This is a genomic window from Streptomyces sp. NPDC005181 (genome assembly GCF_040608395.1).
Lineage (GTDB): Bacteria > Actinomycetota > Actinomycetes > Streptomycetales > Streptomycetaceae > Streptomyces.
In genome coordinates this window covers 46,750-70,117 of sequence record NZ_JBEXID010000027.1, presented here as the reverse complement: position 1 = coordinate 70,117, position 23,368 = coordinate 46,750, and the positions used below count along the sequence as shown (strand labels likewise).

22 protein-coding genes and 7 pseudogenes are annotated in these 23,368 nt (G+C 69.3%); 17 read left to right on the top strand and 12 right to left on the bottom strand.

The features are described 5' to 3' along the window. The 6 genes from ABZV38_RS19320 to ABZV38_RS19295 all read left to right on the top strand — a co-directional run bounded on the left by ABZV38_RS19320 (position 1) and on the right by ABZV38_RS19295 (position 6,553). Entirely contained in the window at positions 1–1,530 is a 1,530-nt protein-coding gene (locus ABZV38_RS19320; protein ID WP_356328467.1) for a sugar ABC transporter ATP-binding protein, read from the top strand. A 70-nt stretch (positions 1,531–1,600) separates the two neighbouring features. Next, on the top strand, positions 1,601–2,638 hold the full coding sequence (locus tag ABZV38_RS19315) for an ABC transporter permease (RefSeq protein WP_356328465.1): 1,038 nt from the start codon (positions 1,601–1,603) through the stop codon (positions 2,636–2,638). Continuing rightward, on the top strand, positions 2,635–3,621 hold the full coding sequence (locus ABZV38_RS19310; RefSeq protein WP_356328463.1) for an ABC transporter permease: 987 nt from the start codon (positions 2,635–2,637) through the stop codon (positions 3,619–3,621). The genes ABZV38_RS19315 and ABZV38_RS19310 overlap by 4 nt, the downstream gene beginning before the upstream one ends. 46 nt (positions 3,622–3,667) lie before the next feature. Next, the gene (gene rhaS, locus ABZV38_RS19305) at positions 3,668–4,756 is read left to right on the top strand and encodes a rhamnose ABC transporter substrate-binding protein (RefSeq protein WP_356328461.1); all 1,089 of its coding nucleotides are present in this window, start codon (positions 3,668–3,670) and stop codon (positions 4,754–4,756) included. Positions 4,757–4,772: 16 nt separating this feature from the next. Beyond that, positions 4,773–5,093, top strand: a complete 321-nt coding sequence (locus ABZV38_RS19300) for an L-rhamnose mutarotase (RefSeq protein ID WP_356328459.1) — start codon at positions 4,773–4,775, stop codon at positions 5,091–5,093. A gap of 32 nt (positions 5,094–5,125) precedes the next feature. After that, positions 5,126–6,553 carry an L-fucose/L-arabinose isomerase family protein gene (locus ABZV38_RS19295; RefSeq protein ID WP_356328457.1) on the top strand — a complete coding sequence of 476 codons (1,428 nt, stop codon included), beginning with the start codon at positions 5,126–5,128 and terminating at the stop codon, positions 6,551–6,553. Positions 6,554–6,676: 123 nt separating this feature from the next. Here ABZV38_RS19295 and ABZV38_RS19290 read toward each other — a convergent pair whose 3' ends face one another. The 7 genes and pseudogenes from ABZV38_RS19290 to ABZV38_RS19260 form a co-directional block, all read right to left on the bottom strand. Then, complete coding sequence (locus ABZV38_RS19290; RefSeq protein WP_356328455.1) at positions 6,677–7,342, bottom strand: SDR family NAD(P)-dependent oxidoreductase; 666 nt, start codon at positions 7,340–7,342, stop codon at positions 6,677–6,679. Positions 7,343–7,412: 70 nt separating this feature from the next. After that, positions 7,413–7,578: pseudogene (locus ABZV38_RS19285) on the bottom strand (IMP dehydrogenase); the annotation flags it as partial. 27 nt (positions 7,579–7,605) lie between these two features. After that, positions 7,606–7,770: pseudogene (locus ABZV38_RS19280) on the bottom strand (DUF2255 family protein); the annotation flags it as partial. A 124-nt stretch (positions 7,771–7,894) separates the two neighbouring features. Next, positions 7,895–8,713 (bottom strand): annotated as a pseudogene (locus ABZV38_RS19275) (MFS transporter); the annotation flags it as partial. A 92-nt stretch (positions 8,714–8,805) separates the two neighbouring features. Continuing rightward, the gene (locus ABZV38_RS19270; protein WP_356328454.1) at positions 8,806–9,285 is read right to left on the bottom strand and encodes a MarR family transcriptional regulator; all 480 of its coding nucleotides are present in this window, start codon (positions 9,283–9,285) and stop codon (positions 8,806–8,808) included. 185 nt (positions 9,286–9,470) lie between these two features. After that, on the bottom strand, positions 9,471–9,953 hold the full coding sequence (locus tag ABZV38_RS19265; RefSeq protein WP_356328503.1) for a DoxX family protein: 483 nt from the start codon (positions 9,951–9,953) through the stop codon (positions 9,471–9,473). Positions 9,954–10,199: 246 nt separating this feature from the next. After that, positions 10,200–10,577 (bottom strand): hypothetical protein, encoded by a 378-nt coding sequence (locus ABZV38_RS19260; protein WP_356328501.1) that lies wholly within the window; start codon positions 10,575–10,577, stop codon positions 10,200–10,202. 377 nt (positions 10,578–10,954) lie between these two features. On the opposite strand from ABZV38_RS19260, the pseudogene ABZV38_RS19255 reads away from it, so the two are divergent. From ABZV38_RS19255 to ABZV38_RS19245, 3 genes and pseudogenes are all read left to right on the top strand, one after another. Continuing rightward, positions 10,955–11,152 (top strand): annotated as a pseudogene (locus tag ABZV38_RS19255) (MerR family transcriptional regulator); the annotation flags it as partial. Positions 11,153–11,306: 154 nt separating this feature from the next. Further along, entirely contained in the window at positions 11,307–13,658 is a 2,352-nt protein-coding gene (locus ABZV38_RS19250) for a molybdopterin cofactor-binding domain-containing protein (RefSeq protein WP_356328453.1), read from the top strand. Between the two features lie 16 nt (positions 13,659–13,674). After that, on the top strand, positions 13,675–14,151 hold the full coding sequence (locus ABZV38_RS19245) for a (2Fe-2S)-binding protein (RefSeq protein WP_356328451.1): 477 nt from the start codon (positions 13,675–13,677) through the stop codon (positions 14,149–14,151). Positions 14,152–14,284: 133 nt separating this feature from the next. On the opposite strand, the gene ABZV38_RS19240 is transcribed toward ABZV38_RS19245, so the two are convergent. Then, entirely contained in the window at positions 14,285–14,824 is a 540-nt protein-coding gene (locus ABZV38_RS19240; protein WP_356328448.1) for a DinB family protein, read from the bottom strand. A 137-nt stretch (positions 14,825–14,961) separates the two neighbouring features. On the opposite strand from ABZV38_RS19240, the gene ABZV38_RS19235 reads away from it, so the two are divergent. Together ABZV38_RS19235 and ABZV38_RS19230 are read left to right on the top strand one after the other, a co-directional pair. Next, on the top strand, positions 14,962–15,237 hold the full coding sequence (locus tag ABZV38_RS19235) for a hypothetical protein (RefSeq protein WP_356328447.1): 276 nt from the start codon (positions 14,962–14,964) through the stop codon (positions 15,235–15,237). Positions 15,238–15,251: 14 nt separating this feature from the next. Next, a complete protein-coding gene (locus ABZV38_RS19230) occupies positions 15,252–16,370 on the top strand; it encodes a PP2C family protein-serine/threonine phosphatase (RefSeq protein WP_356328445.1) in 1,119 nt (372 codons plus the stop codon). Positions 16,371–16,384: 14 nt separating this feature from the next. Here ABZV38_RS19230 and ABZV38_RS19225 read toward each other — a convergent pair whose 3' ends face one another. The 3 genes and pseudogenes from ABZV38_RS19225 to ABZV38_RS19215 all read right to left on the bottom strand — a co-directional run bounded on the left by ABZV38_RS19225 (position 16,385) and on the right by ABZV38_RS19215 (position 19,600). Further along, the gene (locus ABZV38_RS19225) at positions 16,385–16,747 is read right to left on the bottom strand and encodes a DUF2267 domain-containing protein (RefSeq protein ID WP_356328443.1); all 363 of its coding nucleotides are present in this window, start codon (positions 16,745–16,747) and stop codon (positions 16,385–16,387) included. A 94-nt stretch (positions 16,748–16,841) separates the two neighbouring features. Further along, positions 16,842–16,949 (bottom strand): annotated as a pseudogene (locus ABZV38_RS19220) (Hsp20/alpha crystallin family protein); the annotation flags it as partial. Between the two features lie 107 nt (positions 16,950–17,056). After that, the gene (locus tag ABZV38_RS19215; RefSeq protein WP_356328441.1) at positions 17,057–19,600 is read right to left on the bottom strand and encodes a polysaccharide lyase family 8 super-sandwich domain-containing protein; all 2,544 of its coding nucleotides are present in this window, start codon (positions 19,598–19,600) and stop codon (positions 17,057–17,059) included. Between the two features lie 206 nt (positions 19,601–19,806). Here ABZV38_RS19215 and ABZV38_RS19210 point away from each other — a divergent pair, with 206 nt between their 5' ends. The 4 genes and pseudogenes from ABZV38_RS19210 to ABZV38_RS19195 form a co-directional block, all read left to right on the top strand. After that, positions 19,807–20,721 carry an adenosine kinase gene (locus ABZV38_RS19210; RefSeq protein ID WP_356328439.1) on the top strand — a complete coding sequence of 305 codons (915 nt, stop codon included), beginning with the start codon at positions 19,807–19,809 and terminating at the stop codon, positions 20,719–20,721. Between the two features lie 64 nt (positions 20,722–20,785). Then, positions 20,786–21,226: a GNAT family N-acetyltransferase gene (locus ABZV38_RS19205; protein ID WP_356328438.1), complete on the top strand. Its 441-nt coding sequence runs from the start codon at positions 20,786–20,788 to the stop codon at positions 21,224–21,226. A 122-nt stretch (positions 21,227–21,348) separates the two neighbouring features. Further along, a pseudogene (locus tag ABZV38_RS19200) lies at positions 21,349–21,487 on the top strand (50S ribosomal protein L28); the annotation flags it as partial. A gap of 9 nt (positions 21,488–21,496) precedes the next feature. Continuing rightward, positions 21,497–21,670: pseudogene (locus tag ABZV38_RS19195) on the top strand (30S ribosomal protein S14); the annotation flags it as partial. A gap of 68 nt (positions 21,671–21,738) precedes the next feature. Here the strand turns inward: ABZV38_RS19195 and ABZV38_RS19190 are convergent. Next, positions 21,739–22,206 carry a DUF5709 domain-containing protein gene (locus ABZV38_RS19190; protein WP_356328436.1) on the bottom strand — a complete coding sequence of 156 codons (468 nt, stop codon included), beginning with the start codon at positions 22,204–22,206 and terminating at the stop codon, positions 21,739–21,741. A gap of 362 nt (positions 22,207–22,568) precedes the next feature. Between ABZV38_RS19190 and ABZV38_RS19185 the strand changes: the two genes are divergently transcribed. Both ABZV38_RS19185 and ABZV38_RS19180 read left to right on the top strand, forming a co-directional pair. Beyond that, positions 22,569–22,952 (top strand): DUF4118 domain-containing protein, encoded by a 384-nt coding sequence (locus ABZV38_RS19185; RefSeq protein ID WP_356328435.1) that lies wholly within the window; start codon positions 22,569–22,571, stop codon positions 22,950–22,952. Beyond that, positions 22,918–23,322, top strand: a complete 405-nt coding sequence (locus tag ABZV38_RS19180; RefSeq protein WP_356328433.1) for a hypothetical protein — start codon at positions 22,918–22,920, stop codon at positions 23,320–23,322. The genes ABZV38_RS19185 and ABZV38_RS19180 overlap by 35 nt, the downstream gene beginning before the upstream one ends. The last annotated feature ends 46 nt before the right edge of the window (positions 23,323–23,368 follow it).

Here is a 23,368-nt window from a genome sequence, read left to right as displayed (position 1 = left end):
ATGAACCAGCCCGACACGGGCCCGGCCCCCGTCCTGGCCCTGACGGACGTGTCCAAGTCCTTCGGTGCCGTACGGGCCCTGCAGGACGTCTCCCTGCAACTGCTCCCGGGCGAGGCCCACGCGCTCGCGGGGGAGAACGGCGCCGGCAAGTCTACGCTCATCAAGACGCTGGCCGGCGTGCACCGGCCGGACTCCGGCCAGGTGCTGCTCGACGGGAAGCCGGTCGTCTTCAACGGCCCGGCCGACGCCCGCGACGCCGGCATCGCCGTCATCTACCAGGAGCCCACGCTCTTCCCTGACCTGTCGATCGCCGAGAACATCTTCATGGGCCGTCAGCCGCGCGCCTCACTCGGCCGGATCGACCGCCGGGCCGTGCACGAGGCGACCGCCGCCCTGATGACCCGTCTCGGCGTCGACCTCGACCCCGAACGGCTCGCCCGCGGACTTTCCATCGCCGACCAGCAAATCGTCGAGATCGCCAAAGCGCTCTCCTTCGACGCCCGCGTCCTGATCATGGACGAGCCCACCGCCGCCCTCACCGGCAGCGAGACCGCCCGTCTCTTCTCGGTGGTCGAGACGCTGCGCACCGCCGGCGCCGCCGTCCTGTTCATCTCGCACCGGCTCGAGGAGATCTTCGGACTCTGCCAGCGTGTGACGACGCTGCGCGACGGCCGTTGGGTCGCCTCCGAGCCCCTGGACGGCCTCACCGAGGACGACCTCGTACGTCGCATGGTCGGCCGCGACCTCGACGAGCTCTACCCCAAGCAGGCCACGACCGTCGGCGAGACCGCCCTGTCGGTGCGTCGGCTCACCCGCGAAGGCGTCTTCCGGGACGTGTCGTTCGAGGTGCGGCGGGGCGAGATCGTGGCGCTCGCCGGACTCGTCGGCGCCGGCCGCTCCGAGGTCGTCCAGGCAGTCTTCGGCGTGGACAAGGCGGACGCGGGCGAGGTGCACGTGAACGGCGCGCCGCTGCGCGCCGGCTCGCCGACTGCCGCCATGGACGCCGGAGTTGCGCTCGTACCGGAGGACCGGCGCCAGCGCGGGCTCGTCATGGAGATGTCGATCGAGCGCAACATCGGACTCACCGGGCTCGGCACCCTGGGCAGCGGCGGGATGGTGCGCCGCACCTTGGAGCGCGGGCGCGCCGCCGCCTGGGCGGTGAAGCTCCAGCTCAAGTACAACAAGCTCTCCGACACGGTCGGGGTGCTGTCCGGCGGCAACCAGCAGAAGGTCGTCCTCGCCAAGTGGCTGGCCACCGACCCGGCCGTACTCATCGTCGACGAGCCCACGCGCGGCATCGACGTCGGCACCAAGGCCGAGGTACACCGACTGCTGTCCTCGCTCGCCGCCGAAGGGCTCGCCGTGCTGATGGTCTCCTCCGACCTGCCCGAGGTGCTCGGCATGGCCGACCGGGTGCTGGTGATGCACGAGGGCCGACTGGTGGCAGAGATCCCCCGTGACGAGGCCAGCGAGGAGACGGTCATGGCCGCGGCCACGGGTCGCCTCACCGGCAAGGAGAAGGCGGCATGACAGTCGGGCCAGGCCCCCGCGGGCACCACCGACGTGGCGACTCGCACGACACACACGAAAGGACAGCGGCGTGACGGCCACCCTCGAATCCCCGCCGGCCGCGCCGGAGGCGGACCGGCGATCCGCTCGCTCGCTCATGGATCTGGTCTTCCGCGCCCGTGAGCTGAGCATCGGCGGCGCCCTCGTCGTGCTGATCCTCGGCACCTGGATATCCAACCCGTCCTTCCTGGACGACCAGGGCATCAAGGACCTGCTCCTCAACTCCTCGATCCTCGTACTGCTCGCCGTCGGCCAGTCCGTCGTCGTCATCACCCGCAACATCGACCTGTCCGTCGGCTCCGTCGTCGGGCTCACCGCCTTCGCCTGCGGCAGCTTCGTCTCGGGCACGGACCACAGCGCGCTGACCGTCGTCCTGCTCGGCATCGGACTCGGCGTCCTGTGCGGGCTGGTCAGCGGCCTGCTGGTCAGCTTCGGCCGGGTGCCCGCGCTGGTCGTCACCCTCGGCATGCTCTACGTCATCCAGGGCATCGACCACGCGTGGGCGCACGGCGAGCAGATCAACGCCGCCAACGTCCCCGACGACGTGCTCGGCCTCGGCAGCGGCAGCGTCCTCGGCATCCCGTATCTGCCGCTGATCTCTGCCGCCGTCCTGGTCGGCACCGCCTACTACCTGCGGACCTACCGCGGCGGCCGGGAGCTGTACGCGATCGGGTCCAACCCCGAGGCCGCCCGCCTGGCCGGCATCCCCATCCGCCGCCGTGTGCTCGCCGCGTACGCCTTCTCCGGCGCCGTCGCCGGCCTCGCCGGGGCGCTGTGGCTCGCACGCTTCGGCACGGTCGTCGCCGACGCCGCGAACGGCTGGGAGCTGACCGTCGTCAGCTCGGTCGTCGTCGGCGGCATCGCCATCACCGGCGGCGTCGGCACGGTCTGGGGCGCGGCGCTCGGCGCGCTGCTGCTCACCACGATGGGCAGCGCCCTCGTCGTCCTGAAGGTGGACTCCTTCTGGCAGCAGGCCATCACCGGTGTGCTGCTGCTCGCGGCCATCACCACCGACCGCATCGTGAACCTGCGCACCACCAGCGCGCTGAGGAAGAGGAGCCGACGATGAACACCCTCGTCAAATACCTGCGCTGGGACACCGTCGTCGGCGTGCTCCTGATCTCCGTCTTCCTCGCCGGATCCGGTACGACGGAGGGCTTCGCGGACACCGCCAATCTCTCCGCCGCCCTCGACGACACGGCCGAAATCGCCCTCATCGCCCTGCCGATGACCCTGCTGGTCGTCGCGGGACAGGTAGACCTCTCCGTGGCCTCGATGCTCGGACTCTCCAGCGCGCTCGCCGGCTCGCTGTGGGAGGCCGGCTGGGCGTTCGAGACGATCGTGCCCCTGTGCCTGCTCGTCGGCGCGCTCGGTGGCCTCCTCAACGGCTGGCTCGTCACCCGCGTCGGGCTGCCCTCGCTCGCCGTCACCATCGGCACGCTCACGCTCTACCGGGGCCTGGCCTCCGTCGTCCTCGGGGACAAGGCGGTCGCCGACTTCCCCGAGACGTACTCCCGGTGGGCCACCTACACCCAGACCGTGCCGGGCACCTTCATCCCGTACCCCGTGGCCCTGTTCGGCGTCCTGGCCGTCATCACCGCCGTCGTGCTGCACTGCACGGCCTTCGGGCGGTCGCTGTACGCAATCGGCGCGCAGGAGGACGCGGCCTACTTTGCGGGCATCCGGGTCAAGCGCATCAAGCTGGTGCTGTTCGTCCTCGCGGGCTTCGTGGCCTCCTTCGCCGGGATCGTCTTCACCCTGCGGTACGGCAGCGCCCGCGCCGACAACGGGGTCGGACTCGAACTGGTCGTCATCGCCTCGGTGCTGCTCGGCGGCGTCGACTTCGACGGCGGCCGGGGCACCCTCGGCGGCGCGGTCGCCGGCGTACTGCTGATCGGGCTGCTGAACAACCTCCTCACCCTCAACGACGTGTCCAACGAGATCCAGGTGATCGTCACCGGCCTGCTGCTCGTGGCCTCCGTCCTCACCCCGCGTGTGGTCGCCGCCGTCTCCGAGCGCCGCCACCGGCGCGCCGCGACCGCCTCCGCCTAGCTCCCCTTCCTTCCCTCAACTCCTTCCCTCCGAAAGGGACGTCACCATGTCTGCGCACTCCCGCACGCGCCGCCGTGCCACCCTCACCGCCACTGCCGCGGCCTGTGTCCTCGCCGTCACACTGGCCGGCTGCTCGGGCACCACCAAGAACGACACCAAGAACGAGGCCAAGGAGGCGGCGAGCAGCGCCAAGGCCGACCCGAATGCGCCGCTGAAGAAGGGCCTGAAGATCGCCTTTCTGCCGAAGCAGATCAACAACCCGTACGAGAAGATCGTCGACGACGCGGGGATCGGCGCAGCGAAGGAGTTCGGCGGTTCGGGCAAGGAGGTCGGCCCCTCCGACGCCAAGGCCTCCTCCCAGGTCTCGTACATCAACACCCTCATCCAGCAGCGCCAGGACGCGATCCTCATCGCGGCCAACGACCCCAACGCAGTGTGCGGCCCGCTCAAGCAGGCCATGAAGCAGGACATCAAGGTCGTCGCCTACGACTCCGACACCGCCAAGGACTGCCGCCAGCTGTTCATCAACCAGGCCAGCTCCGAGGAGATCGGCCGCAGCCAGGTCCAGCACCTCGCCAAGCAGCTCAACTACAAGGGCGAGGTCGCGATCCTCTCGGCCACCCAGAACGCGACGAACCAGAACACCTGGATCGGGTTCATGAAGGACGAGCTGAAGAAGCCGGAGTACAAGGATCTGAAGCTGGTCAAGGTCGCCTACGGGGACGACGACGACCAGAAGTCCTTCCAGGAGACCCAGGGTCTGCTCAAGGCCTACCCGAAGCTGAAGGGCATCATCTCGCCCACCACCGTCGGCATCGCCGCCGCCTCCCGCTACATCAGCGACTCCAGCTACAAGGGCAAGGTCGTCATCAACGGCCTGGGCACGCCGAACCAGATGCGCAAGTACGTCAAGGACGGCACGGTCGAGCAGTTCTCCCTGTGGGACCCCAAGAAGCCGGGCTACCTCGGCTCGTACGCGGCTGCCGCTCTCGCCTCGGGCCAGATCACCGGCGCGGAGGGCGAGAAGTTCAAGGCCGGTGACCTGGGCGAGTACACCATCGGCAGGGACGGCGAGGTCATCCTCGGCCCGCCGACCGTCTTCGACAAGAACAACATCGACGACTTCGACTTCTGAGTTCCGGAATCTCTCGATGCAGCGCGTCTGCTTTCTGCTGAAGGTCCGGCAGGGGCGGCTGGAGGAGTACCGCGAGCGTCACGCGGCCGTATGGCCCGAGATGCTCGCGGCGCTCTCCGCCGCCGGCTGGCACAACTACTCGCTCTTTCTCCGGGAGGACGGCCTGCTCGTCGGCTACCTGGAGACCGAGGACTTCACTGCCGCGCAGGCCGCCATGGCCGCCACGGACATCAACGCCCGCTGGCAGTCCGGCATGGCGGGCTTCTTCGAAGCCCTGGACGGCGCCAAGCCGGACGAGGCGATGAAGCCGCTCACCGAAGTCTTCCACCTCGATTGACCGCAACGACCCGGCACAGGAGGAGATCGCCCATGACCGCAAGGACCCCCGCCACCGCACGCAGGCCGAAGATCGGGCTCGTCGCGGGCGGACTCGGTGCCTACTGGCCCCAGTTCCCCGATCTCCTCCCGCAGCTGCGGCGTTCCGCCGACCGCGTCACCGAGCGGATGCGGGAGTTCGACGCGGACGTCGTGGACGTGGGTTTCATCTCCGACGCCCAGGAGGGAGCCGCCGCGGCCGAGAAGCTCAGGGCGGAGGGCTGTGACCTGATCGTCGGTTTCCTCACCACCTATATGACCGCGACCATGCTCGTGCCCATTGCCCAGCGCAGCGGCGCCCCCGTACTCCTCATCAACCTCCAACCCACGGAGGCCATGGACCACGCGTCCTTCGACACGGGTGCCTGGCTCGCGTACTGCGGTGCCTGCCCTCTCCCCGAAATGGCCGGCGCCTTCGAGCGCGCGGGAGTTGCCTTCCGCTCCGTCTCGGGACACCTGGGGGACGAGCGCGCCTGGCAGCGCATCGGCCGGTGGATCCGGGCCGCGGGCGTACGGTCGGTGCTGCGCCATGGACGGCACGGGCTGATGGGCCACCTCTACCCGGGCATGTACGACGTGTCCACCGACCTGACCATGGTCCCCGGCAACCTGGGCGGCCACGTCGAGGTCCTGGAGTTCGACGACCTGCGGGTGCGGGTCGAGAAGGCCGGGGACGAGGAGGTCGAGGCCAAACTCGCCGAGGTCGGCGAGGTGTTCGAGCTGGCCGACTCCGTCGTCCAGGACGATCTGGCCTGGGCCGCGCGGGTGTCCGTCGGACTCGACCGGCTCGTCGAGGACTTCGACCTGGACTCTCTCGCGTACTACCACCGCGGCCTCGACGGCGAGATCCACGAGCGACTGGGTGCGGGCATGATCCTCGGCTCCTCCCTGCTGACCGCGCGTGGCGTGCCGACCTGCGGCGAGTACGAACTGCGCACCTCGCTCGCGATGCTGGTCGCGGACCGGCTGGGTGCCGGCGGCTCGTTCACCGAGCTGCAGGCGCTCAACTTCCGTGACGGCGTGGTGGAGATGGGTCACGACGGCCCGGGACACCTCGCCATCAGCGAGCGGAAGCCGCTGCTGAGGGGCCTGGGTGTCTACCACGGCAAGCGCGGCTGGGGTGTCTCGGTCGAGTTCGACGTCAAGCACGGCCCGGTCACCCTCGTAGGGCTCGGCCAGTCCCGCGACGGCCGCTACCGGCTGATCGCCTCCGAGGGCGAGGTCGTCGCAGGCCCGCTGCTCCGGATCGGCAACACCACCTCGCGGGTGGACTTCGGGACCGACCCGGGGGAGTGGACCGACGCCTGGAGCGCGAGCGGAGTCGGCCACCACTGGGCGCTGGCCACCGGCCGGCTGCTGCCCGAACTCCGGGCGCTGGCGGATCTCGGCGGTCTGGAACTGGTCGAAGTCACCGGCCGATGACCAGAGGCGGCCACACCATGAACCCACGGAACTTCACCTTCGCACCGCTGACCTGCACGACGGGCGACGACCACATCGTCGACGAGACCTCCTGCGGAACAGCGGAGCCGCAGGGCTGAGCGGTCAGGCGTCGAGGTCGTCGGCGAAGTGCCCGAACCCGCGCCGGTCCTGGTGGATGCCCCACAGAGACTCTGCGAGCGTGGCCGGGTCCTTCCTCGGGTGCCCGGAGATGATCGCGCCGGGGATGATGAGCTGCGCGACGTGGATATTGTCGTCGGCGAGGGTGTCGTGCAGCATCTGGCCATACGCTCTTTCGGCCGCGAAGGCGACCGAGGTGCCGGCGCGGTCGGGGTGGGGAACCGCGGCGGTGCCGCCGTTGACGAAGAGGATGGTGCCGCGACCGAGGGCGCGCATGCCGGGCAGTACCTGTTGCACGGCGGCGGCGGGGCCGTAGACGGAGAACTCGATCGGGCCCACGAGGTCGGAGGGAGTGGTCTCCAGGACCGGCCGCATGAAGTCCTTGTGCGGGACCGGGCTGTACTGCAGGACCTCGATCGGGCCCAGGGTCGCGGTCGCGGCGTCCAGGGCTGCCGCGAGGGCACTCGGATCGCGTACGTCGGCGGCGAAACCTCGCGCCGTCACGCCCTCGCCGACCAGGACGGCGGCGAGGGCGTCGGCCCGGCCCTGGTCGCGCGAGACGAGCGCTACGTCGAAACCCTCACGGCCGAAGTGCCGCGCGACGGCTGCTCCGAGGCCGGGGCCTGCACCGATGATGGCAAGCGTGGTCATGGTTTCCTCCATGGTGTGCGCCGATCGGGGGCAGCGGCGCCGGGGTGATGTCGGTGGCCACACTGCCGCATCAGGGGTGAAGCAGCGCCTTGACGGCGCGGTGCTCGTCCATGGCGCGGTAGCCCTCGGCCACCTGGTCGAGCGGGACAGCGAGGTCGAAGACCTTGCCGGGGTTGATACGGCCGTCGAGGGACCCGTTCGATCATGTCGGGCAGAATGCGGCGCACGGGGGCCGGGCACCGGCGCAGGCACTTTCGCGCCCGGTAGGTGCGCACGTAGAGGTCGTCGCCGTCACGGATGCCCCAGATCGGCGTCGCGGCGCGCAGGCCGGCGTCGCGTTGCAGGGGTGCGATCTGCAGCTCTGGATCAGCCCGTTCTCCAGCGCCTTGCGCAGGTGAAGTCGGCGGACCGCGTCCGACACTGCCCACTGACGCCTACAGCCTCGCGGTTCTTCCACACTCGCGTGTTCTTGCACCCTGGTGAGAGACGCGAAGGGCGCCCGCCGTGTCGGCGGGCGCCCTTCCCTGTCCCGGCTCGGAAGCGGGTCTGGTCTCAGCGCTGCGCGGGCCGGGAGGTGCCGCGGAGCCCCACCGCTGCGAGGACGGCTCCCAGCAGGCAGAGGATGCCGGTGACGGCCGCGGCGGTGTGCACACCGTTCATGAACGCCTGGCTGCTGCCCTCAGCCACGGCCGTCTTCAGCTGGTCGGACATGGAACCGGATACCGGGGCGATGCCCATGACCACGGCGTCCTTGGCGTCCGCCAGGCTGCCTGCGACGGTCGGGGGAACCCCGGCGTCGGTCAGCTCGCCGACGAGCGTGGAGCCGACCCGGCTGCTGATCAGCGAGACCAGCACCGACGTGCCGAGCGCGCCACCGACTTGCAGAGCGGTGGCCTGGAGGCCGCCGGCCACGCCGCCTTCCTCGACGGGGGCCTGGCCGACAACGGCGTCCGAGGAGGCGGACAGGACCATGCCGACGCCCAGGCCGAGAGCGATGAACGGCGGCCACATCGTGACGTATGACGAGCCGGTGTCCCAGGTCAGCATGGAGAAGGTCGCGGCGGCCTGGAGCAGCATGCCCAGCGGCATGGCGAGCCGGGAGCCGAAGCGGCCGGTCAGCGCCGCCCCCAGGGGGGATGCCGCCAACGAGGCGAGGCTGAGCGGCAGCGTGCGCACGCCGGCCTCCACGGGCGAGAAGCCGTGCACGTTCTGGAGGTAGAGCATCACGAAGAAGATCACGCCGAGCATCACGAAAAAGTTGAGCGCGGTGACGATCGTGCCGACGGTCAGCGCCCGGATGCGGAACAGGCGCATCGGCAGCAGAGGGTGTTCGACGCGGGTCTCGTACCAGCCGAATCCCCGCAGGATCAGCGCGTTCTGTCTCCGGGCAGACAAATGCTCCGCGGGCACAGAGACAGCCGTGCGCGCGGTGGGTCGCGTCCCGGTCGGGGGGACTGCGGGATCTAATCGGCCACGGGCGCGGGGTGCAGGTGCTGCGCCAGCGAATTCAAGGCGCCCACTGCCGAGCCGAGGGCGTCCATCTCACCGTCAGTGAGGGAATGCAGGGCGCGGGCGATGTGCGCGCCTTCGAGACGCCGGACCTCGGTCAGCTCCCGCCGGGCCCTGGACGTCGGGTACAGGTGCGCGATCCGCTTGTCGCCGGTGTCCTGACGGCGCTCCAGCAGCCCTTCCCGGGTGAGTTGGGAGACCAGAGCGCTGACATTGTTCGGCCGCATCAGCAGGGCATCGGCGGCCTCGCGCACGGTGCAGCCCTCCTGCTGGGAGACGAACCTGAGCAGTGCGAGCTGCCCCTCAGGCGGCTTGGGCCCCGGGAAATCCCGGGCGACCTGGCGGTCGAGGGCCCGGTTCAGTGCGGGCAGGCACGCCGCGAGCGCAGAGGCCACACGGTCGATGTCCTGAACGGACGCACGGGAATCGGGCATGGTGCATCAATAGGTCTGATGTCATAGGTATGTCAAAGCGGCTACCGCCCGGCAGTTGCCCGCGCACGCTCTTGCTGCGGGTCCACCCCTGTTGCTCCGGAGCGGCCGGGCGGCAACAGGTCCGGGGGCGGTTCGCCTCGTGCCGAGATCACCTCGTCTGTGTCCGGCCGTCACAGGGAAATCCATCAGAGGCTCAGTACGAGGGCGGCGGTCAGGCCGCCGAGAAGCAGAGCGAAAGCGGCTTCGCGCCAGCCGCCCTTCCCCCAGCGGAAGGGCCGGTCCAGGGCGAGCCGTCCGGGGCCGATGGCGGCGATGCCGAGCGCGACGACCGCGATGCACAGGTTGTACTCCATGCCGCCCTCTGAAGCCCACAGACCGTGTGCCGCGGTCACGGTCGCCGTGGCGTTGATCATCACACCGATCAGGGCAGCGGCTGCCAGTGGCGTGAACAGTCCCAGAGCCAGACCGAGGCCGCCCAGGAACTCGGATCCACCGCCGATGACGGCGTAGACCGTCCCCGGGTGGTATCCCAGCGCGGCGAACCCTTTGCCCGCGGCGGTAAGGCCGTCGCCACCGAACATACCGAAGAGCTTCTGGGCGCCGTGCCCTGCCATCAGCAGGCCGAACGTCATCCTGATAAGAAGCAGACCACAGTCGCCGGCGGACACTGCGGGCCGCGCCGAAGCGGAGGCAGCGGACTTGGGGGAGGCGCGAAGTTGCTCAGCGATGTACTTCACCGGGGGCTCGTCTCTGCTCCGAGGTCCCGCGGCGGTGCCGACTGACCACCGAGGAAACAGCAGGGCGGTTGTCTGGCCACCATGGCGCCTTCACAGGCATGCCATGCGTGGCGGACCGCGACGCAGCCGGAACAGGAAGACAGCAGGGCCACCGCCGGCGTTCTCGTGTCAGTCCGGTCAGGCCGCCGGTCGTTGTCGTGATGAACTAAGTGACATCGGCTTGTCGTCTTCCATCATCACCCCCTTTCGCTCCCCATGGCGAGCGGCGAGTCCAGGGGCGCCGGACACGGCGATGATCGGGGAGCCGGTGATCGCGGAAGCGGCGTAGCGTCTGTTGCGAAAAAGAATCTTGAGTCCCGCAGGTCCGGCTCCGGAGCACGCAGCCGCGCACAGCGGCGTACCTTCTGCGCCATGCCCGCTTTCGGTGTCCGGGGATGCTCCGTCCACCAGGAGCCGGCGGGCGATCTCGGCGACTCCTCGCACGGATGCCGCGTACAGCGCAGTGGTGCCGTCAGCGTTCGGGGCCGCCGGGTCGGCGCCGGCTCGGAGAAGCATCTTCACTCGCGCCGTCCGGCCCGAACATTGCGGCTGCGGCAAGGCACCTGGAGAGCTTCCTGCACCGTCGACGGTTCACAGGTGCCGAGGTCAACCGCCTGCCGGGTGGTGACGTCGCTGCCACGCGTCGAGGACTGTGTACCCGTTTCCTCCGCCCGCGCACATCAGACCCTTGTCGCGCACCGGAATGCGCGGTGCGCCGATGCGCCGCGGCCGTGGCAACGATCGGCAGAGGGACGCCGTCGGTCGAGACGGGTGGGTTCGAAGAGGCTGGACGCAACTGATGTGTTCTACACACCGATACGGTAGAAGTTCACATCAGTGTCAGAGTCAATTCCCTTCCTTCAGTCGGCGGGTGAGGTGCGGAATGCGGATCGGTGAACCCGGCTCAGCGCACCGGGTCGAGCGAGCGTTCGCTGCGCTCTTACGAGACGCAGGGGCTGCCGATGCCCGGGCGGACTGCCGGTGGTCACCGCGACTACGGCGACTGGGCGGTCGACCGGGTCGTCCGCAGTCAAGCGCTCTGCGCCGCAGGACTGCACAGCGAGAAGATCGCACAGGTGCTCCGTTGCGTCGGCAACCCGCCGCCCGGCGTGAGGGTTCAGTTCGCGTATAACTCTGTTGACCCTGGCGACATGACGGGTGGTTCTGCGCGGCGGTCATGCGCGAGCCGGCCCCGCCGCGCCCGGCCCTCGCCGGTCCGAATCCGACTCCACGAGAGGACAGCCGATGGATGTGGAGAAGCGTCTGCGGGACGAGAACCCGGGCGATGACTTCGGCCGTGGGACAGCCGCGGTGAGCAGACGGCGGTTCCTGGGATACGTCGTGGCGGGATCGACGCTCACCGTCGCCGCCCAGCTGGGCGAGGTGGTGCTGGCGCCGTCGCGGGCCGCCGCCGTGGTTCCCTCGGTGCCGGGGCCGTCCGAGATATACGACCTCAACGACATGCTGACCCACGCCGCACTGCCCACGTCGAATCTGATCACGATCCGGATCCATGCCGACGGCACGGCCTCCTTCGCCCTGCCTCGGGCGGAGGTCGGGCAGGGCATCACCACGTCCTCCGCGATGCTGATAGCCGAGGAGCTGGACCTGCCGCTGGAGAAGATATCGGTGACGCTGGCCGACGCCCGGCCGGAGCTGCTGTTCAACCAGCTCACCGGCGGCTCGAACACCACCGTCTCCACCTTCACCCCGATCCGGGTGGCCGCGGCCGTTGCACGGGGGCAGTTGCTGAAGGCCGCGGCGCTGGAGCTGGGTGAAGCGATCGGCACCCTTACGGCGAAGGCCGGCGTCATCACCTCTGGGACCGGGGCGAGCATCACGTACGGCGAACTGGCGGTGAAGGCGGCGGCCCTCGCGGACGCCCAGGTCGAGGTCACGCTCAAGGAACCCTCGCAGTTCAAGGTCATCGGAACGGCGCAGCGGCGCATCGACGCTCTGGCGGCGGTGACGGGCCGCAAGAAGTTCGCGATGGACGTGCAGGTGCCCGGCGCCCTGCCCACGATGGTGTGCAGGCCGCCGACGATCAACGGCACAGTCCGCTCGGTGGAGAACCTGGACGAGGTCCGGGCCATGCCGGGCATCACCGACGTCGCGCGGATCTCCACCGGCGTCGCCGTGCGCGGCCGCACGTTCGGGCAGTGCATCGATGGGGTCCGCGCCCTGAAGGTCACCTGGGGGCCCGGTACCGCCGAAGGTGCCTCCGACACGACCGTCCTCAAAGAACTGCGGACAGCGGAACTACCCCTTGTCGTGCCACCGCTGCCCCTCCTCACCAAGGCCGTCGACGCACGGTTCACCTTCCACTTCGCGAGCAACGGCGCCCTGGAGACCAACTGCGCCGTCGCAGACGTACGAGCGGACTCCGCCGTGATCTGGGCGAGCCTGAAGTCACCGATCGCCGCTCAGGAACAGATCGCTCTCCAGCTCGGTCTGCCGCCCACCGCCGTCACGGTCCATGTCACGGAGGGCGGCGGCTCGTTCGGTCGCAAACTCTTCCATGACGGCGCCCGTGAGGCCGCCGAGATCTCCCGGGCCATGGGCAAGCCGGTGAGGCTGATGTGGCACCGGACCGATGACTTCCGCCAAGGCCGCACGCATCCGATGTCCACCTCGCGGGTGCGGGCCACGTACGCGCTCGGCGAGGTCCTGACGTACGAGCAGCGGCACACGTCCGTGGCCACCGACTTCGGCCATGGCCTGGGCGAGATCATCACCTCCGAGGCGGCCCAACTGCCGGTCGGTGACCTGACGTTCTCCGAGACCATCTTCGCGCTGACGCAGCAGAGTCCGTACCACTTCGGGGTCACCACCCAGCTTCTCGCCGAGACCGACAAGCGCTTCAACACCGGCTCCATGCGCAACATCTACTCGCCCAACGTCCGCTGCGCGCAGGAGCTCGTCGTGGATGAACTGGCGAAGCGGATGGGCAAGGACGCCCACGCGTTCCGGCGTCAGTGCCTCAAGGACGAGCGGGCCAGGGCCGTCCTCGACAAGGTCGCAGAGGTGGGCCGGTGGGGCCGTTCCATGCCTGCCGGCACGGCGCAGGGGATCGCGGTGCACCCTGAATACCACGGTGTCGTCGCTGTCCTCGCCGAGATCGACTGCCGGCCGGAGACGACCGGGCGGAAGGTTCGCGACGCCTGCACCGGCCCTCGTGTCACCAAGGTCGTCTGCGCTGTCGACGTCGGCCTCGCCGTCAATCCGCGTGGCCTGGAGGCCCAGATGATGGGCGGCATCATCGACGGCATCGCCATCACTCTCACCGCGGGCCTCCACCTCCAGAACGGGCATTTCCTGGAGGGGAGTTGGGACAACTACTTCTACACCCGGCAGTGGAACACCCCGCCCGAGCTGGAGATCGTCGTCATGCCACCGACCACCGGCAAGCCGGGTGGTGCGGGGGAGCTCGCGGTCGCCGGCGCGATGGCGGCCGTGGCCTGCGCCTACGGCCGGGCCACGGGCACCATGCCCACGACCTTTCCCATCAACCACGGCGAGCCCCTCGGCTTCGAGCCGCTGCCCACGATCCCGCCGATCCCCGCCTCGCCGACCGACGGCCTCGACCGCACCTTCTAGACGACCAGGAGCTCCCGTGCCGCAACACACCTTCATCCTCAACGGCAAACCGGTGACCGTCGACATCGAGGACGACGTCCGGCTGCTCTGGGTGCTCCGCGACGTCCTGGGCGTCACCGGACCGAAGTACGGCTGTGGGCTCGGCGTCTGCCAGGCGTGCACCAGCCACATCAACGGCAAGGCGTTCAACCCCTGCAGCGTCCCGGTCAAGGATCTGGGCCCCGCCGACGAGGTGACCACCATCGAGGGCCTGCCCGCCACGGTCGACCGGGACCTGCACCCGATGCAGGAGGCATGGCTGGAGTACGACGTGGCGCAGTGCGGCTACTGCCAGCCCGGCCAGATCATGACCGCCGTGGCCAAGGTCCGGCGTGCCCGGGAGGAGAGACGCGAGATCGACGAAGCCGACCTCGACGAGATACGCAACATCTGCCGCTGCGGCACCTACAACCGCATCCGCGAGGCCATCACGGCAGGCGCGCAGAAGTTCTGAACCGGCTGCGGGACAGGAAGGGACACGAGAGACGGAGCGAGCGCAACGCGTGTCGCAAGGAGAGGCGACGGCGGGGGGCCGTTGCCCGGATCGTGAAGCCGGGCTCGCAGGGATACGCGCTGTCCCTCGGTGGCTACTCCCCGGTGCGCCCGTCCACCGACTCCCGGAGGAGGTCGGCATGCCCGTTGTGGCGCGCGTACTCCTCGATCAGATGGACCAGGATCCATCGCAGGCTGGGCGCGCGACCGTCGGGCCAGGTACGCCGGGCCAGTCGCTCCAGGCCGCCGTCGGCCAGGGCCTGCGTGACCAGCGTGCGGGAGCGGGCCACGGTGTCCTGCCAGAGCGTATGAAGCTGCTCGGGAGTGTCCTCGGCGGCTGAGTGCCAGTCCCAGTCGGGGTCGGCCTTCCAGTCCACCGTGTCCCACGGCGGCTCCGGGTCCCGCCCGTGCAGCCAACGGGAGCACCAGTAGTCCTCGACGAAAGCCAGGTGCTTGAGCATCCCGCCAAGGGTCAGCGATGACGCGCCGACGGTCGACCTGAGGCCGGCCGTGTCCAGTCCGGCGCACTTCCACGTCAGGGTCGCGCGGTGGAACTCCAGGAAACCCAGGAGGGTACCGGTCTCGTCGGCCGCAAGGGGAGGTTCCGGGCGACCCTGTTCGTCCATGTCGGGCATGGGCGGTGAGCCTACTGGCAGCGCCTGTGGCGGGCCAGGGACTTGGGTGCAGTCGGCCGGATCTGCAGCCACGGCCCGGGGCCGCCGCGGGAGAGGATACATAAGCAATTTAATTAAATTGGCGATACGTTTTCCTCATGATGCCGAGGAGCTCTGAGGACGACAGTCTCGACGTCGACGACTTCGCCACCGTCGTGGAGAAGTTCGCAGGGATCTTCATCCGACTTCCGTCGGTCGAGAAGCTGAGTTTCACGACGCTGTCGGTGCTGCACACGCTGGCGAACCGACGCCGATCCACGTCAGCGACGCCGTGCTCGACGACCTCACGTCGCGACTGCGTCTCATACGAGCTGCGGCAGCGGCGGCCGCATCCGCAACTGCGTGCGCCGGGAGGGCGGTCCCACACGGCGTGAGGTATTCCGGAATTATGCACTCGCAGCGGCTCCTGCACTCGCTCCACGTGACCCGGCGGCACTCGAAGGCCCTCGTGACGATGCCTTTCGCCCTGATCGCCGCCGTCACCGTGGTGGACGTCAGCGCACCGCCGGACGTTCACCTGGGTCCGTTTCTCGTGGCAGCGCCCGCTGTGACGTCGTCATTCGCGGGCCCCCGCATGACCGCCTTCGTGGGCGCGGTTGCCGTGCTGGCTCAGTCCGTGGTGGCCATCGCCCGCACCAGCATCAACGACCTCAATCACACCTACCAGATCATTGCCCTCTGTCTGATCTCTGCCTTTGTCACGTTGTTTGCCCATCTGAGGGAACGGCACGAGCAGGAGATGACGCAGCTCCGCTCGGTGGCGGAGACGGCACAGCACGTGCTGATGCAGCCCTTGCCCGGTCGCGTCGGTCCCCTGCGCATCGCCTCGGTCTACCTGGCCGCAGAGGCGGAGGCGCAGCTGGGCGGTGATCTTTACGCGCTCGCCCGCACCGCAGACGGCACCCGCGTGATCGTCGGCGATGCGCGCGGCAAGGGACTCGACGCGATCGGTGAAGCCGCCGGTGTACTGGGCGCATTCCGGGCTCTGGCACACAAGGAAGCACGGCTGCCCGACCTGGTGGGGCACCTGGAGGACGGGGTGACCGTGGACCGCAACTGCACGATCAAGGGGGCGGACGATTACAGTGCGGAAGCCTTTGTCACTGCGGCCGTGCTCGACATCCCCGATGCCGGTTGTGAACTTCGCCTTGTCAGCTGCGGTCACCCACCGCCGTTGCTGCTCCGTGCGGGCGAGGTGCTTTCCCTCGAAGTACGTGAGCCCGCTCCGCCTCTCGGGCTTGCGCAGTTGCTCGCCCCCGCATTCACCGCGGAGACGTTCGCCTTCGGCACCGGCGATGTCCTGCTCCTGTACACCGATGGCGTCATCGAGTCCCGTGACCGGTCAGGACGCTTCTACCCGCTGGTCGAGCGGGTTGCGTCCCGACGCGGGGACGGTGCGGAATCCCTGCTGGAGTACGTGCGTGCCGACCTCCTCCGGCACGCAGGCGGGTGCCTGGGTGACGATGCGGCCATGGTCGCAATCGAACGACTCCCGGATGCCGCATAGCGTCCCGGCGGTGGTCACGTCGACAGGGAACGCCCGAAGAGAAGGTCGAAACCCACCGGTAGCTGCAGCAGGACGCTGCGGGTGAGCACGGCGCCGACGTCCCACTTCGCGGTCTTCTCGGTGGCTCCCTCGATCCAGGCCGCGGTGGCGCGCACGAACCGTTCGGGGGAGAGGGGCTCGGCGGCCTGCAGCGGACTGAGGAGGATGAGGGCATAGGTCTCCGGGAAACGGGCGGCGAGCTCGGCCCGCTCCTCGCCCACCAGGTGCGCGCCCAGGAGCGCCGGCACGACGCGGGCTGCCCGTTCCGCTTCCTGCTGGGTTTCGTAGTTGCCGCGTTCCTGGACGCGGTCAAGGAACGCTTCCGTTCGCAGGGTCACCGCAGCTGTCCCCTTTTCGAAACGCGGAGGACGGGGCCGAGGGGGAGGGGGAGATCCGCTCCGTCCTCCGCTGCCTGTGCGGGCGGAATCCGGCTCAGCCGCTGATCTCCTTGCGCGCTGTCTCTCCACCAATCGTGATCTTGCGGGGCTCGGCGCGTCCGGCGATCGGCACGCGCAGGGTCGGAACTCCCGCGTCGTATTCGGTGAAACCTGTCAATGCGCTTCACCTGATTCCCGTTGTCACACGTCATCCAAACGATGACAAGCAAAATGTCGTCAAAAGGATGACAATGCCGCGACCGGGAGTCCTCAGTCGCGCAGCGTGACCGTGAAGCTGCGGCCGTACGCGTGGCGGGTGTGGACGTCGACGCGGGTTCCTCCGCGGACCGGGCTCACGCGTACCCCGTCGTCCGACGACACCTTCCGCAGCGACCTGCCCCGGAGCAGGACACTGACTGTGTCCCGGCCCATCGTCGGGTCGGACACGGCGACGGTGGTCGGGCCCCGGTACCCGCGGCTCTGCACGATCAGTGAGGCCGGTCCTTCGATGCGCAGGCCCGCGACCTCGTGCCGGCCGGGCGTGAACGTATGGGCCGCCCTCAGACCGAGACCGGTGTGGGATATGGCCTGCAGGTGCGGGGTGTTGGCCAGGACCTTCAGCGGACCGTTCGGGTACGACGCCAACTGCTTCCCGCCCGCGTTCGGCACCAACGCGTAGGCCATGCAAACGGGTTCCGCTCCGGGAGCCTGGTCGACCGTGATGCCGAGGACGGCGCGCGTGACGGCGATGTCCGGGTTCGAGGTGCGGACGACCCGGCGGCTGCGGGTGACCTCGTCCAGGGAGACCCGGACCTGCGGGGTGTCGAGGAAGACGTAGCCGACCGCAGTGCGTTGCGTGGTGTTGACGTAGCGCAGCCAGTGCAGGTCACCGGTGCCCGCGCCGGTCCACGGACGGCCGTCGCGGAGCATTCCGGTGAGAGAGACCTGGTCGCCCGGTGAGGCGGTGCGGGCATCGACGGTCGTGGTCACGGCCCGCCCGGCAGGATCGCCGACCCCCGCGGCAAGCACCACGATCTCCTCGTCGAGCAGGAACCACGATTTCGTCGCTGCCGCATTGCGGTAGACCACGAAATCCTCCGGCAGAAGGTGCTTGTCGCGGTCGGCGACATCGCTGGACTGCACCATGGCGGCCGCGGCGTACGCCCCCAGAACGGCGCCGCCGGAGAGCTGATCGGTGCCACGGGGGAAGTAGACGTACGTGTTCTGCGACTCGGACGACGAGGTGAAGTTCAGCGGGTGGCCGGGGTTGTCGTAGTACGGCTTCCCGTACAGGTCGGGGACGGTCCGCCGTTGCTCCACCGGCGCGGTGACGCCGGCGAGACCGTACGGCGAGACCGTGGCGAAGTAGTCGACGCCGTACGCCTGCGACTGGTCCTGCCCGGAGAGGTAGAGGTAGTACGCCCCGTCGCCCTGGAACCACGGCATGAGGTTCTCGCCGTTCATGTACTCGTACTTGCTGATCCGGTCCGAGCTGCGGGCGAGCGCGAAGGCGTAACCGGGCCTGCGGTGCACATTCCTGTCCATGGCGTTGAAGGCGACGCTGCGCGAGGCGGCATTGAGGTCCTCGGCCGGTACGGAGGCGTCGCCGATGATGTCGGCGTAACGCACGACGCTGACCGGGGAGACGAAGCGCCCCGGGTCGAGCGTGCCGCGCGAGGCCGACCGGATGTGCTTGACATAGCTCTTGAGAGCGGCGGCATCGGCGCCGCTCGCGAGCGAGGAGAGGTCGACCACGGCCTCGACGACCACGGCGACATCGGTGTAGCCGCTGTCCGTCCGTGACACCGCCCGCCCCTTGACGATCTCCATCATCCAGCCCTCGAAGATCAGCGGCGCGAAGCCGTTCTGCACCCAGCTCCGCACCGTCGGTACGAGTACCTCGCCGTGCGCGAAACCCGTACCGTCGAGGATCTTGAGGGTCTGTACGACGCGGGTCAGCAGGCCCTTTCCGTACGAGCCGGTGTAGGCGACGGAGGCGTGCTGGATGAAGGATCCGTCGGCGTAATCCCCGTCCGTGACACCGTGGTTGAGGTGGTACGGGTCGATGGTGGCGAATACCGTCAACTGGTCGGTGAGGGCCTTGCGGATGCGGGTCTCGTCGCCGAGGAGCGCGCCCTGAAGGATGCGGTTGGTCGTGATGTCGGCGAGGTTGGCGCCGGTGTGGAAGCGCGAATCGAGATTCACGTCGCCGCCGATGCCGTTGCGGAGGTAGGCGTCCATCGAGGCGACGTAGGTCTGTACGAGGTCGGGGCGGTAGGCCCGCACTTCGTCTGCCAGGAGCACGAGGGTCTTGCTGATGTACTGCGCGAGACCGATTTCCCAGTAGAACCAGTTGCCGTAGTACCCCTTGGACTGGTCGCCGTAGTAGTGGTCGTGCAGCCAGCCGAGGCCGTCGAGCACGCGGCGCTGCGCGAGGGTGTCGCCGTACAGGTCCGACGGAGTGCCGCCCGGGGGTGTGCAGGTGGCAAGAGCGATCTCGTACAGGTGCTGGAAGGCGGTGTTGAGGCCGGCCTCGTTACTGCCGAGGACCAGACCGGCGAACAGCTCGCCCGGGCCCGCCGCGTCCATCGCCTTGAGATTCGCCCGCGCCGCCTTCTCCACGGCGGCGAGCTTGGCAGCCGTCTCGGGGCGGGAGTTGGACTCGGTGGTCCCGGCGAAGACCGCGACCGTGTTGGCCAGCAGGCGGGTGCTGCCCGCGGCGACGTCGTCGGCGGCCGCCGGCCGGATGGGGATCACCGTCAGGAGACCGGCGGCCGACAGCGCGGCCAGAAGACGTCTGCGGGTGATCTCCATGTGGCGTCCTCCGCCCGTGGGTTGGCGATCCGGCGGGCGGAGTCAACCAGAAGGCCTGATCGGCGACAAGGGGACACGACCGTCTGCCGGCAACCGCTGTCCACGAGCGCCGGGCCGAAGGGAATGACCGGGCAGCGGCCGTACCCTTCGGTGCGGTGCTCCCGCCGATACGCTGCACCCGGAGTTCAAGAACCGGAGGAGTGCCGTTGAGTACCGAGACCGACGTCCTCGTGCTGGGGGGTGCCGGCGTGGACACCATCGTGTACGTCCCCCAGCTGCCTCTTCCGTACGCCGACAGCTACATGGTGCCTGCCATCGAAACGCGGGCGGGACAGACCGGCGACTTCGTGGCGCTCGGGGTACACGCTCTGGGGTTGCGCACGCATCACATCGACATGATCGGCGATGACGACGCGGGCAACCTGATCCGCGCGCTGCACCGCGACCGGGGCATCGCGCTCACCGAGGTCCCCCTGCCCGCAGGCACCAAGCGCGCGGTGAATCTCGTCGGCCCCGACGGGCGGCGGCTCTCGTTGTACGACAACAGCCGCTCCCAGGAGTCGGACCGGCTGCCCCCGGAAACGGTGGGCGCCCTCGCGGCGGTCAGCCGCCACGCCCATGTCTCCATCACCTATCCCTGCGCGTTCGCCCTGCCCACGCTGCGTGAGGCAGGTGTGACCGTCTCGACCGACCTGCACAACTGGGACGGCGCCGAGGCGTACCACGAAGCATTCGCCTATGAGGCCGACCTGGTCTTCCTGTCCACTGCCGCCCTGGTGGACCCGGAGAAGACCATGCGGCAGATCGCCGAACGCGGCCGAGCCCGAGCGGTCGTCGCCACAGCGGGAGCCGAGGGGGCGTATCAACTGCTCGACGGCGAGCTGACCCACATTCCGGCGGTCACACCGCCCGCGCCGGTGGTGGACTCCAACGGCGCCGGCGACGCGTTCGTGGCGGGGTATCTGTTCGGCCGGCTGTCAGGCGAGTCGCCACAGCGGTGCGGCCTCTACGGCGCGATCGCCGGAGCCCATGCCTGCACCGTGCCGGCGACAGGGACCGATCTCATCGGCCGGGCCGCACTCCTCTCCCTCGCCGCGGCGGAAGGAAGCCCGACCGGCTGACGCCATGACGCGCCGGTGGCTATTGCAGTTGACGGCCCGACAATGTGCGCGGTCTCCTGCTGCGATGACTGATCTACGCATCGAGCAGGTGACCGGCGATGCCGTGCTTCTTGACTGGCAGTACGTCCATAACGCGATCATCCCCACGGCCGCCCTGTCTCTCGACGAGGTACGTGAGCGCGTCGAACGCAACCGGCTGGAGGTTGCGTATCTGGGCGACGTCCTTGTCGGCTGCTCGACCCTGCGCCCGCCCACGGGCGAAGCACCGGTGGCCACGGTGATCGCCAGAGTGCTCCCGGCTCATCGGCGACAGGGGTTCGGCGGAGCACTCTACGCACGAGGGCTGTCGCAGGCGCGAAAGCTCGGAGCCGACGTCATTGAGACAGTGGTGCTGGAGTCGAATCCGGACGGGCTGCGGTTCGCGCAGGCGCACGGATTTGTCGAAGTCGAGAGATACCTGCTGCCGGGTGACAGCGTGCGCTTCATCGACTTGAGACTGGCCTGAGCCCGGCGCCGACCAACACCCGGCCCTCAGGACTCCGGGCCCGACGGCACGATCGGGAGCGGGCCCGTCGCTGACCCGCAGTCAGGTCGGCTACGGGTACAGGCGGACCGGGAACGCCCCTCCGCAAGCGGTACTGGCTGCCGAGCGAGGGCCGGCCGGAATGGTTGCCTCGCGCTCAGCGCCAAGGCGATCAAGACCATCGATGGGATCGGCATCGAGGTGGCAGTGGCCCGTATCCGGGCACGCGGAGTGAAAGTCTGAAGGCCAAGGCTTCGGGAGTTGGAGCGTCAGCCGCGCACTGCCAGTGCCACCCGGATGTGCAACCGGGAGAGTGTGGACGGACGTCCGCGCGGCCACCTGCCGAAGTTCCGGCTTTCGCGCGTACGTGTGCGGGAACAGGCACACGCCGTCTTCCTCCCGGGGGTGACCAAGTCGTCCTGGTGACAGCTGACCTGTCCTGCGCCATCGGCCCGCATCCCCTGGAACGGGGCGGCCGGCGGTGCGGGGCGGGTCTACGGACCTTCGGGGGCGGGGACCACGTGCATCGCCGCTTCCTCGGCCGAGGCTGCCGCGCCGTCGATGCCGATGTCGAACGCGATCATGTCTTTCTCGTCGTCTTCGTGAGCGCCCTCGTCGGGCGCGACGAGCCGACCGGCGCGCAGACCGCCGACCTCGTCGTCACGGACCTCGCCGTCGGTGTCCAGCACATCCCCGATCTCGTCTCCGTCGGGCACGAGGAGATCCGGCTCCTCCTCGCTGAGGCGCTGGTCGAGGGTTTCCCCTTCGTGCTGCTCGGCCGCCGTGACACCGTGGTGTTCCACGGCCCACGGCCGCTCGGGAGGCGAATAGCCTGCATCGAGCGGATCCGCACCGGCTCGGTCGTCGAGAGTGTCCTCCACGTCGAGCAGGCCGGCGTCGTCCTGCACCTCCGAGCCGTCCGGCTGGTAGACCTCGTCGCCCATCGTGGTGTCGATGTCCATGTCACCTCCAATGTCAGGAGTGAACCGTCGGGGCGACGTCCCATTCGCGTCATGCCCTCGTTCTCATCATGTGCGGTGTCGGCCGTCGGGACGAGCGGAGGCGCACCGGCGCCCGGCGTGGATGCGGTGGCCAGGGCCTTCGCCGGTGGCGCGGCGTGAGCAGCGGGGTGCGGTGCGTATCGGAGTGTCGCGCGAGTCGGTTCTCGTACCCGGACCGAGCTCGACCGGGGGCGGACGCCCGGTGCGTGGCGTGGCCCGGTCGGACGAGTGATCATCACTGCCCGAAGTGCGTACAGCCTCCATGAAGATCTCGCCGAGCGGCCACCGGCGGCCCGTGATACGGAGGGCGTAGGAGGTGACACATGACCGGCCAACCGCTCCGGGACCGGCTCGCACTCGGGACTGCGCTGGTGGGGCCGCTGCTGGTCGCGCTGGCACTCGTGCCGTTCCGTACGGACCTGTCGAGGACCAATGCCGCCCTCGTCCTCGTCGTGGTCGTCGTCGCGGTGGCCGCGTTCGGCAACCGGGTCGCGGGCGCGGTGGCGGCGCTGTCCGCCGCTGTCTGGTTCGACTTCTTCCTCACCCGGCCGTATCAGCGGTTCACCATCAATGGCAGCGACGACATCCATCGAGACGGCTGTGCTGCTCCTGATCGTCGGTCTGATCGTTTCGCAGCTGGCCGCCCGGGTACGGCGGCTCGAGGTGATCGCCGTGACCGATGCGGGCCATCTCGCCCGTATCCATGACACCGCCGAGCTGGCGCAGGGCACGACCTCCGCCGACGCAGTCGTCGCCCATGTGCGGGGTGAACTCGTGGAGCTGCTGCAGTTGCGGGGCTGCCGGTTCGAGTACGGAACCCTGCTGGGGCGGCCACCGCGGCTGGAGCAGGACGGCAGGGTGTCCGTCGGCCGCAGGCGCTGGGACGTCGAGCGCTGCGGGTGGCCCGAGGGCGAGATCGAGTTGCGGGCCAGTGGGCAGGGCCACTACGTCGGCAGGTACATGCTCGACCCCATGCCGGGAAGCGTACCGACGCTGCAGGCCCGCCTGGTGGCCGTGACGCTGGCCGACCAGGCGGGCGCCGCACTCGACACGGCGGGTCGGCCGGCGGCCGGCTGAGACGGCCCGGGCCGGCCGCCGCCGAACGGGGCGGACGGCCGGCCCG

Excerpts from the sequence above, each read along its gene's own strand:
- ABZV38_RS19310 (WP_356328463.1), top strand. The coding sequence starts at position 2,635 with ATGAACACCCTCGTCAAATACCTGCGCTGGGACACCGTCGTCGGCGTG.
- ABZV38_RS19230 (WP_356328445.1), top strand. The coding sequence starts at position 15,252 with ATGCACTCGCAGCGGCTCCTGCACTCGCTCCACGTGACCCGGCGGCAC.
- ABZV38_RS19205 (WP_356328438.1), top strand. The coding sequence starts at position 20,786 with ATGACTGATCTACGCATCGAGCAGGTGACCGGCGATGCCGTGCTTCTT.
- ABZV38_RS19290 (WP_356328455.1), bottom strand. The coding sequence starts at position 7,342 with ATGACCACGCTTGCCATCATCGGTGCAGGCCCCGGCCTCGGAGCAGCC.
- ABZV38_RS19295 (WP_356328457.1), top strand. The coding sequence starts at position 5,126 with ATGACCGCAAGGACCCCCGCCACCGCACGCAGGCCGAAGATCGGGCTC.
- ABZV38_RS19190 (WP_356328436.1), bottom strand. The coding sequence starts at position 22,206 with ATGGACATCGACACCACGATGGGCGACGAGGTCTACCAGCCGGACGGC.
- ABZV38_RS19270 (WP_356328454.1), bottom strand. The coding sequence starts at position 9,285 with ATGCCCGATTCCCGTGCGTCCGTTCAGGACATCGACCGTGTGGCCTCT.
- ABZV38_RS19320 (WP_356328467.1), top strand. The coding sequence starts at position 1 with ATGAACCAGCCCGACACGGGCCCGGCCCCCGTCCTGGCCCTGACGGAC.
- ABZV38_RS19240 (WP_356328448.1), bottom strand. The coding sequence starts at position 14,824 with ATGCCCGACATGGACGAACAGGGTCGCCCGGAACCTCCCCTTGCGGCC.
- rhaS (WP_356328461.1), top strand. The coding sequence starts at position 3,668 with ATGTCTGCGCACTCCCGCACGCGCCGCCGTGCCACCCTCACCGCCACT.
- ABZV38_RS19215 (WP_356328441.1), bottom strand. The coding sequence starts at position 19,600 with ATGGAGATCACCCGCAGACGTCTTCTGGCCGCGCTGTCGGCCGCCGGT.
- ABZV38_RS19260 (WP_356328501.1), bottom strand. The coding sequence starts at position 10,577 with ATGCTTCTCCGAGCCGGCGCCGACCCGGCGGCCCCGAACGCTGACGGC.
- ABZV38_RS19185 (WP_356328435.1), top strand. The coding sequence starts at position 22,569 with ATGACCGGCCAACCGCTCCGGGACCGGCTCGCACTCGGGACTGCGCTG.
- ABZV38_RS19235 (WP_356328447.1), top strand. The coding sequence starts at position 14,962 with ATGATGCCGAGGAGCTCTGAGGACGACAGTCTCGACGTCGACGACTTC.
- ABZV38_RS19300 (WP_356328459.1), top strand. The coding sequence starts at position 4,773 with ATGCAGCGCGTCTGCTTTCTGCTGAAGGTCCGGCAGGGGCGGCTGGAG.
- ABZV38_RS19250 (WP_356328453.1), top strand. The coding sequence starts at position 11,307 with ATGGATGTGGAGAAGCGTCTGCGGGACGAGAACCCGGGCGATGACTTC.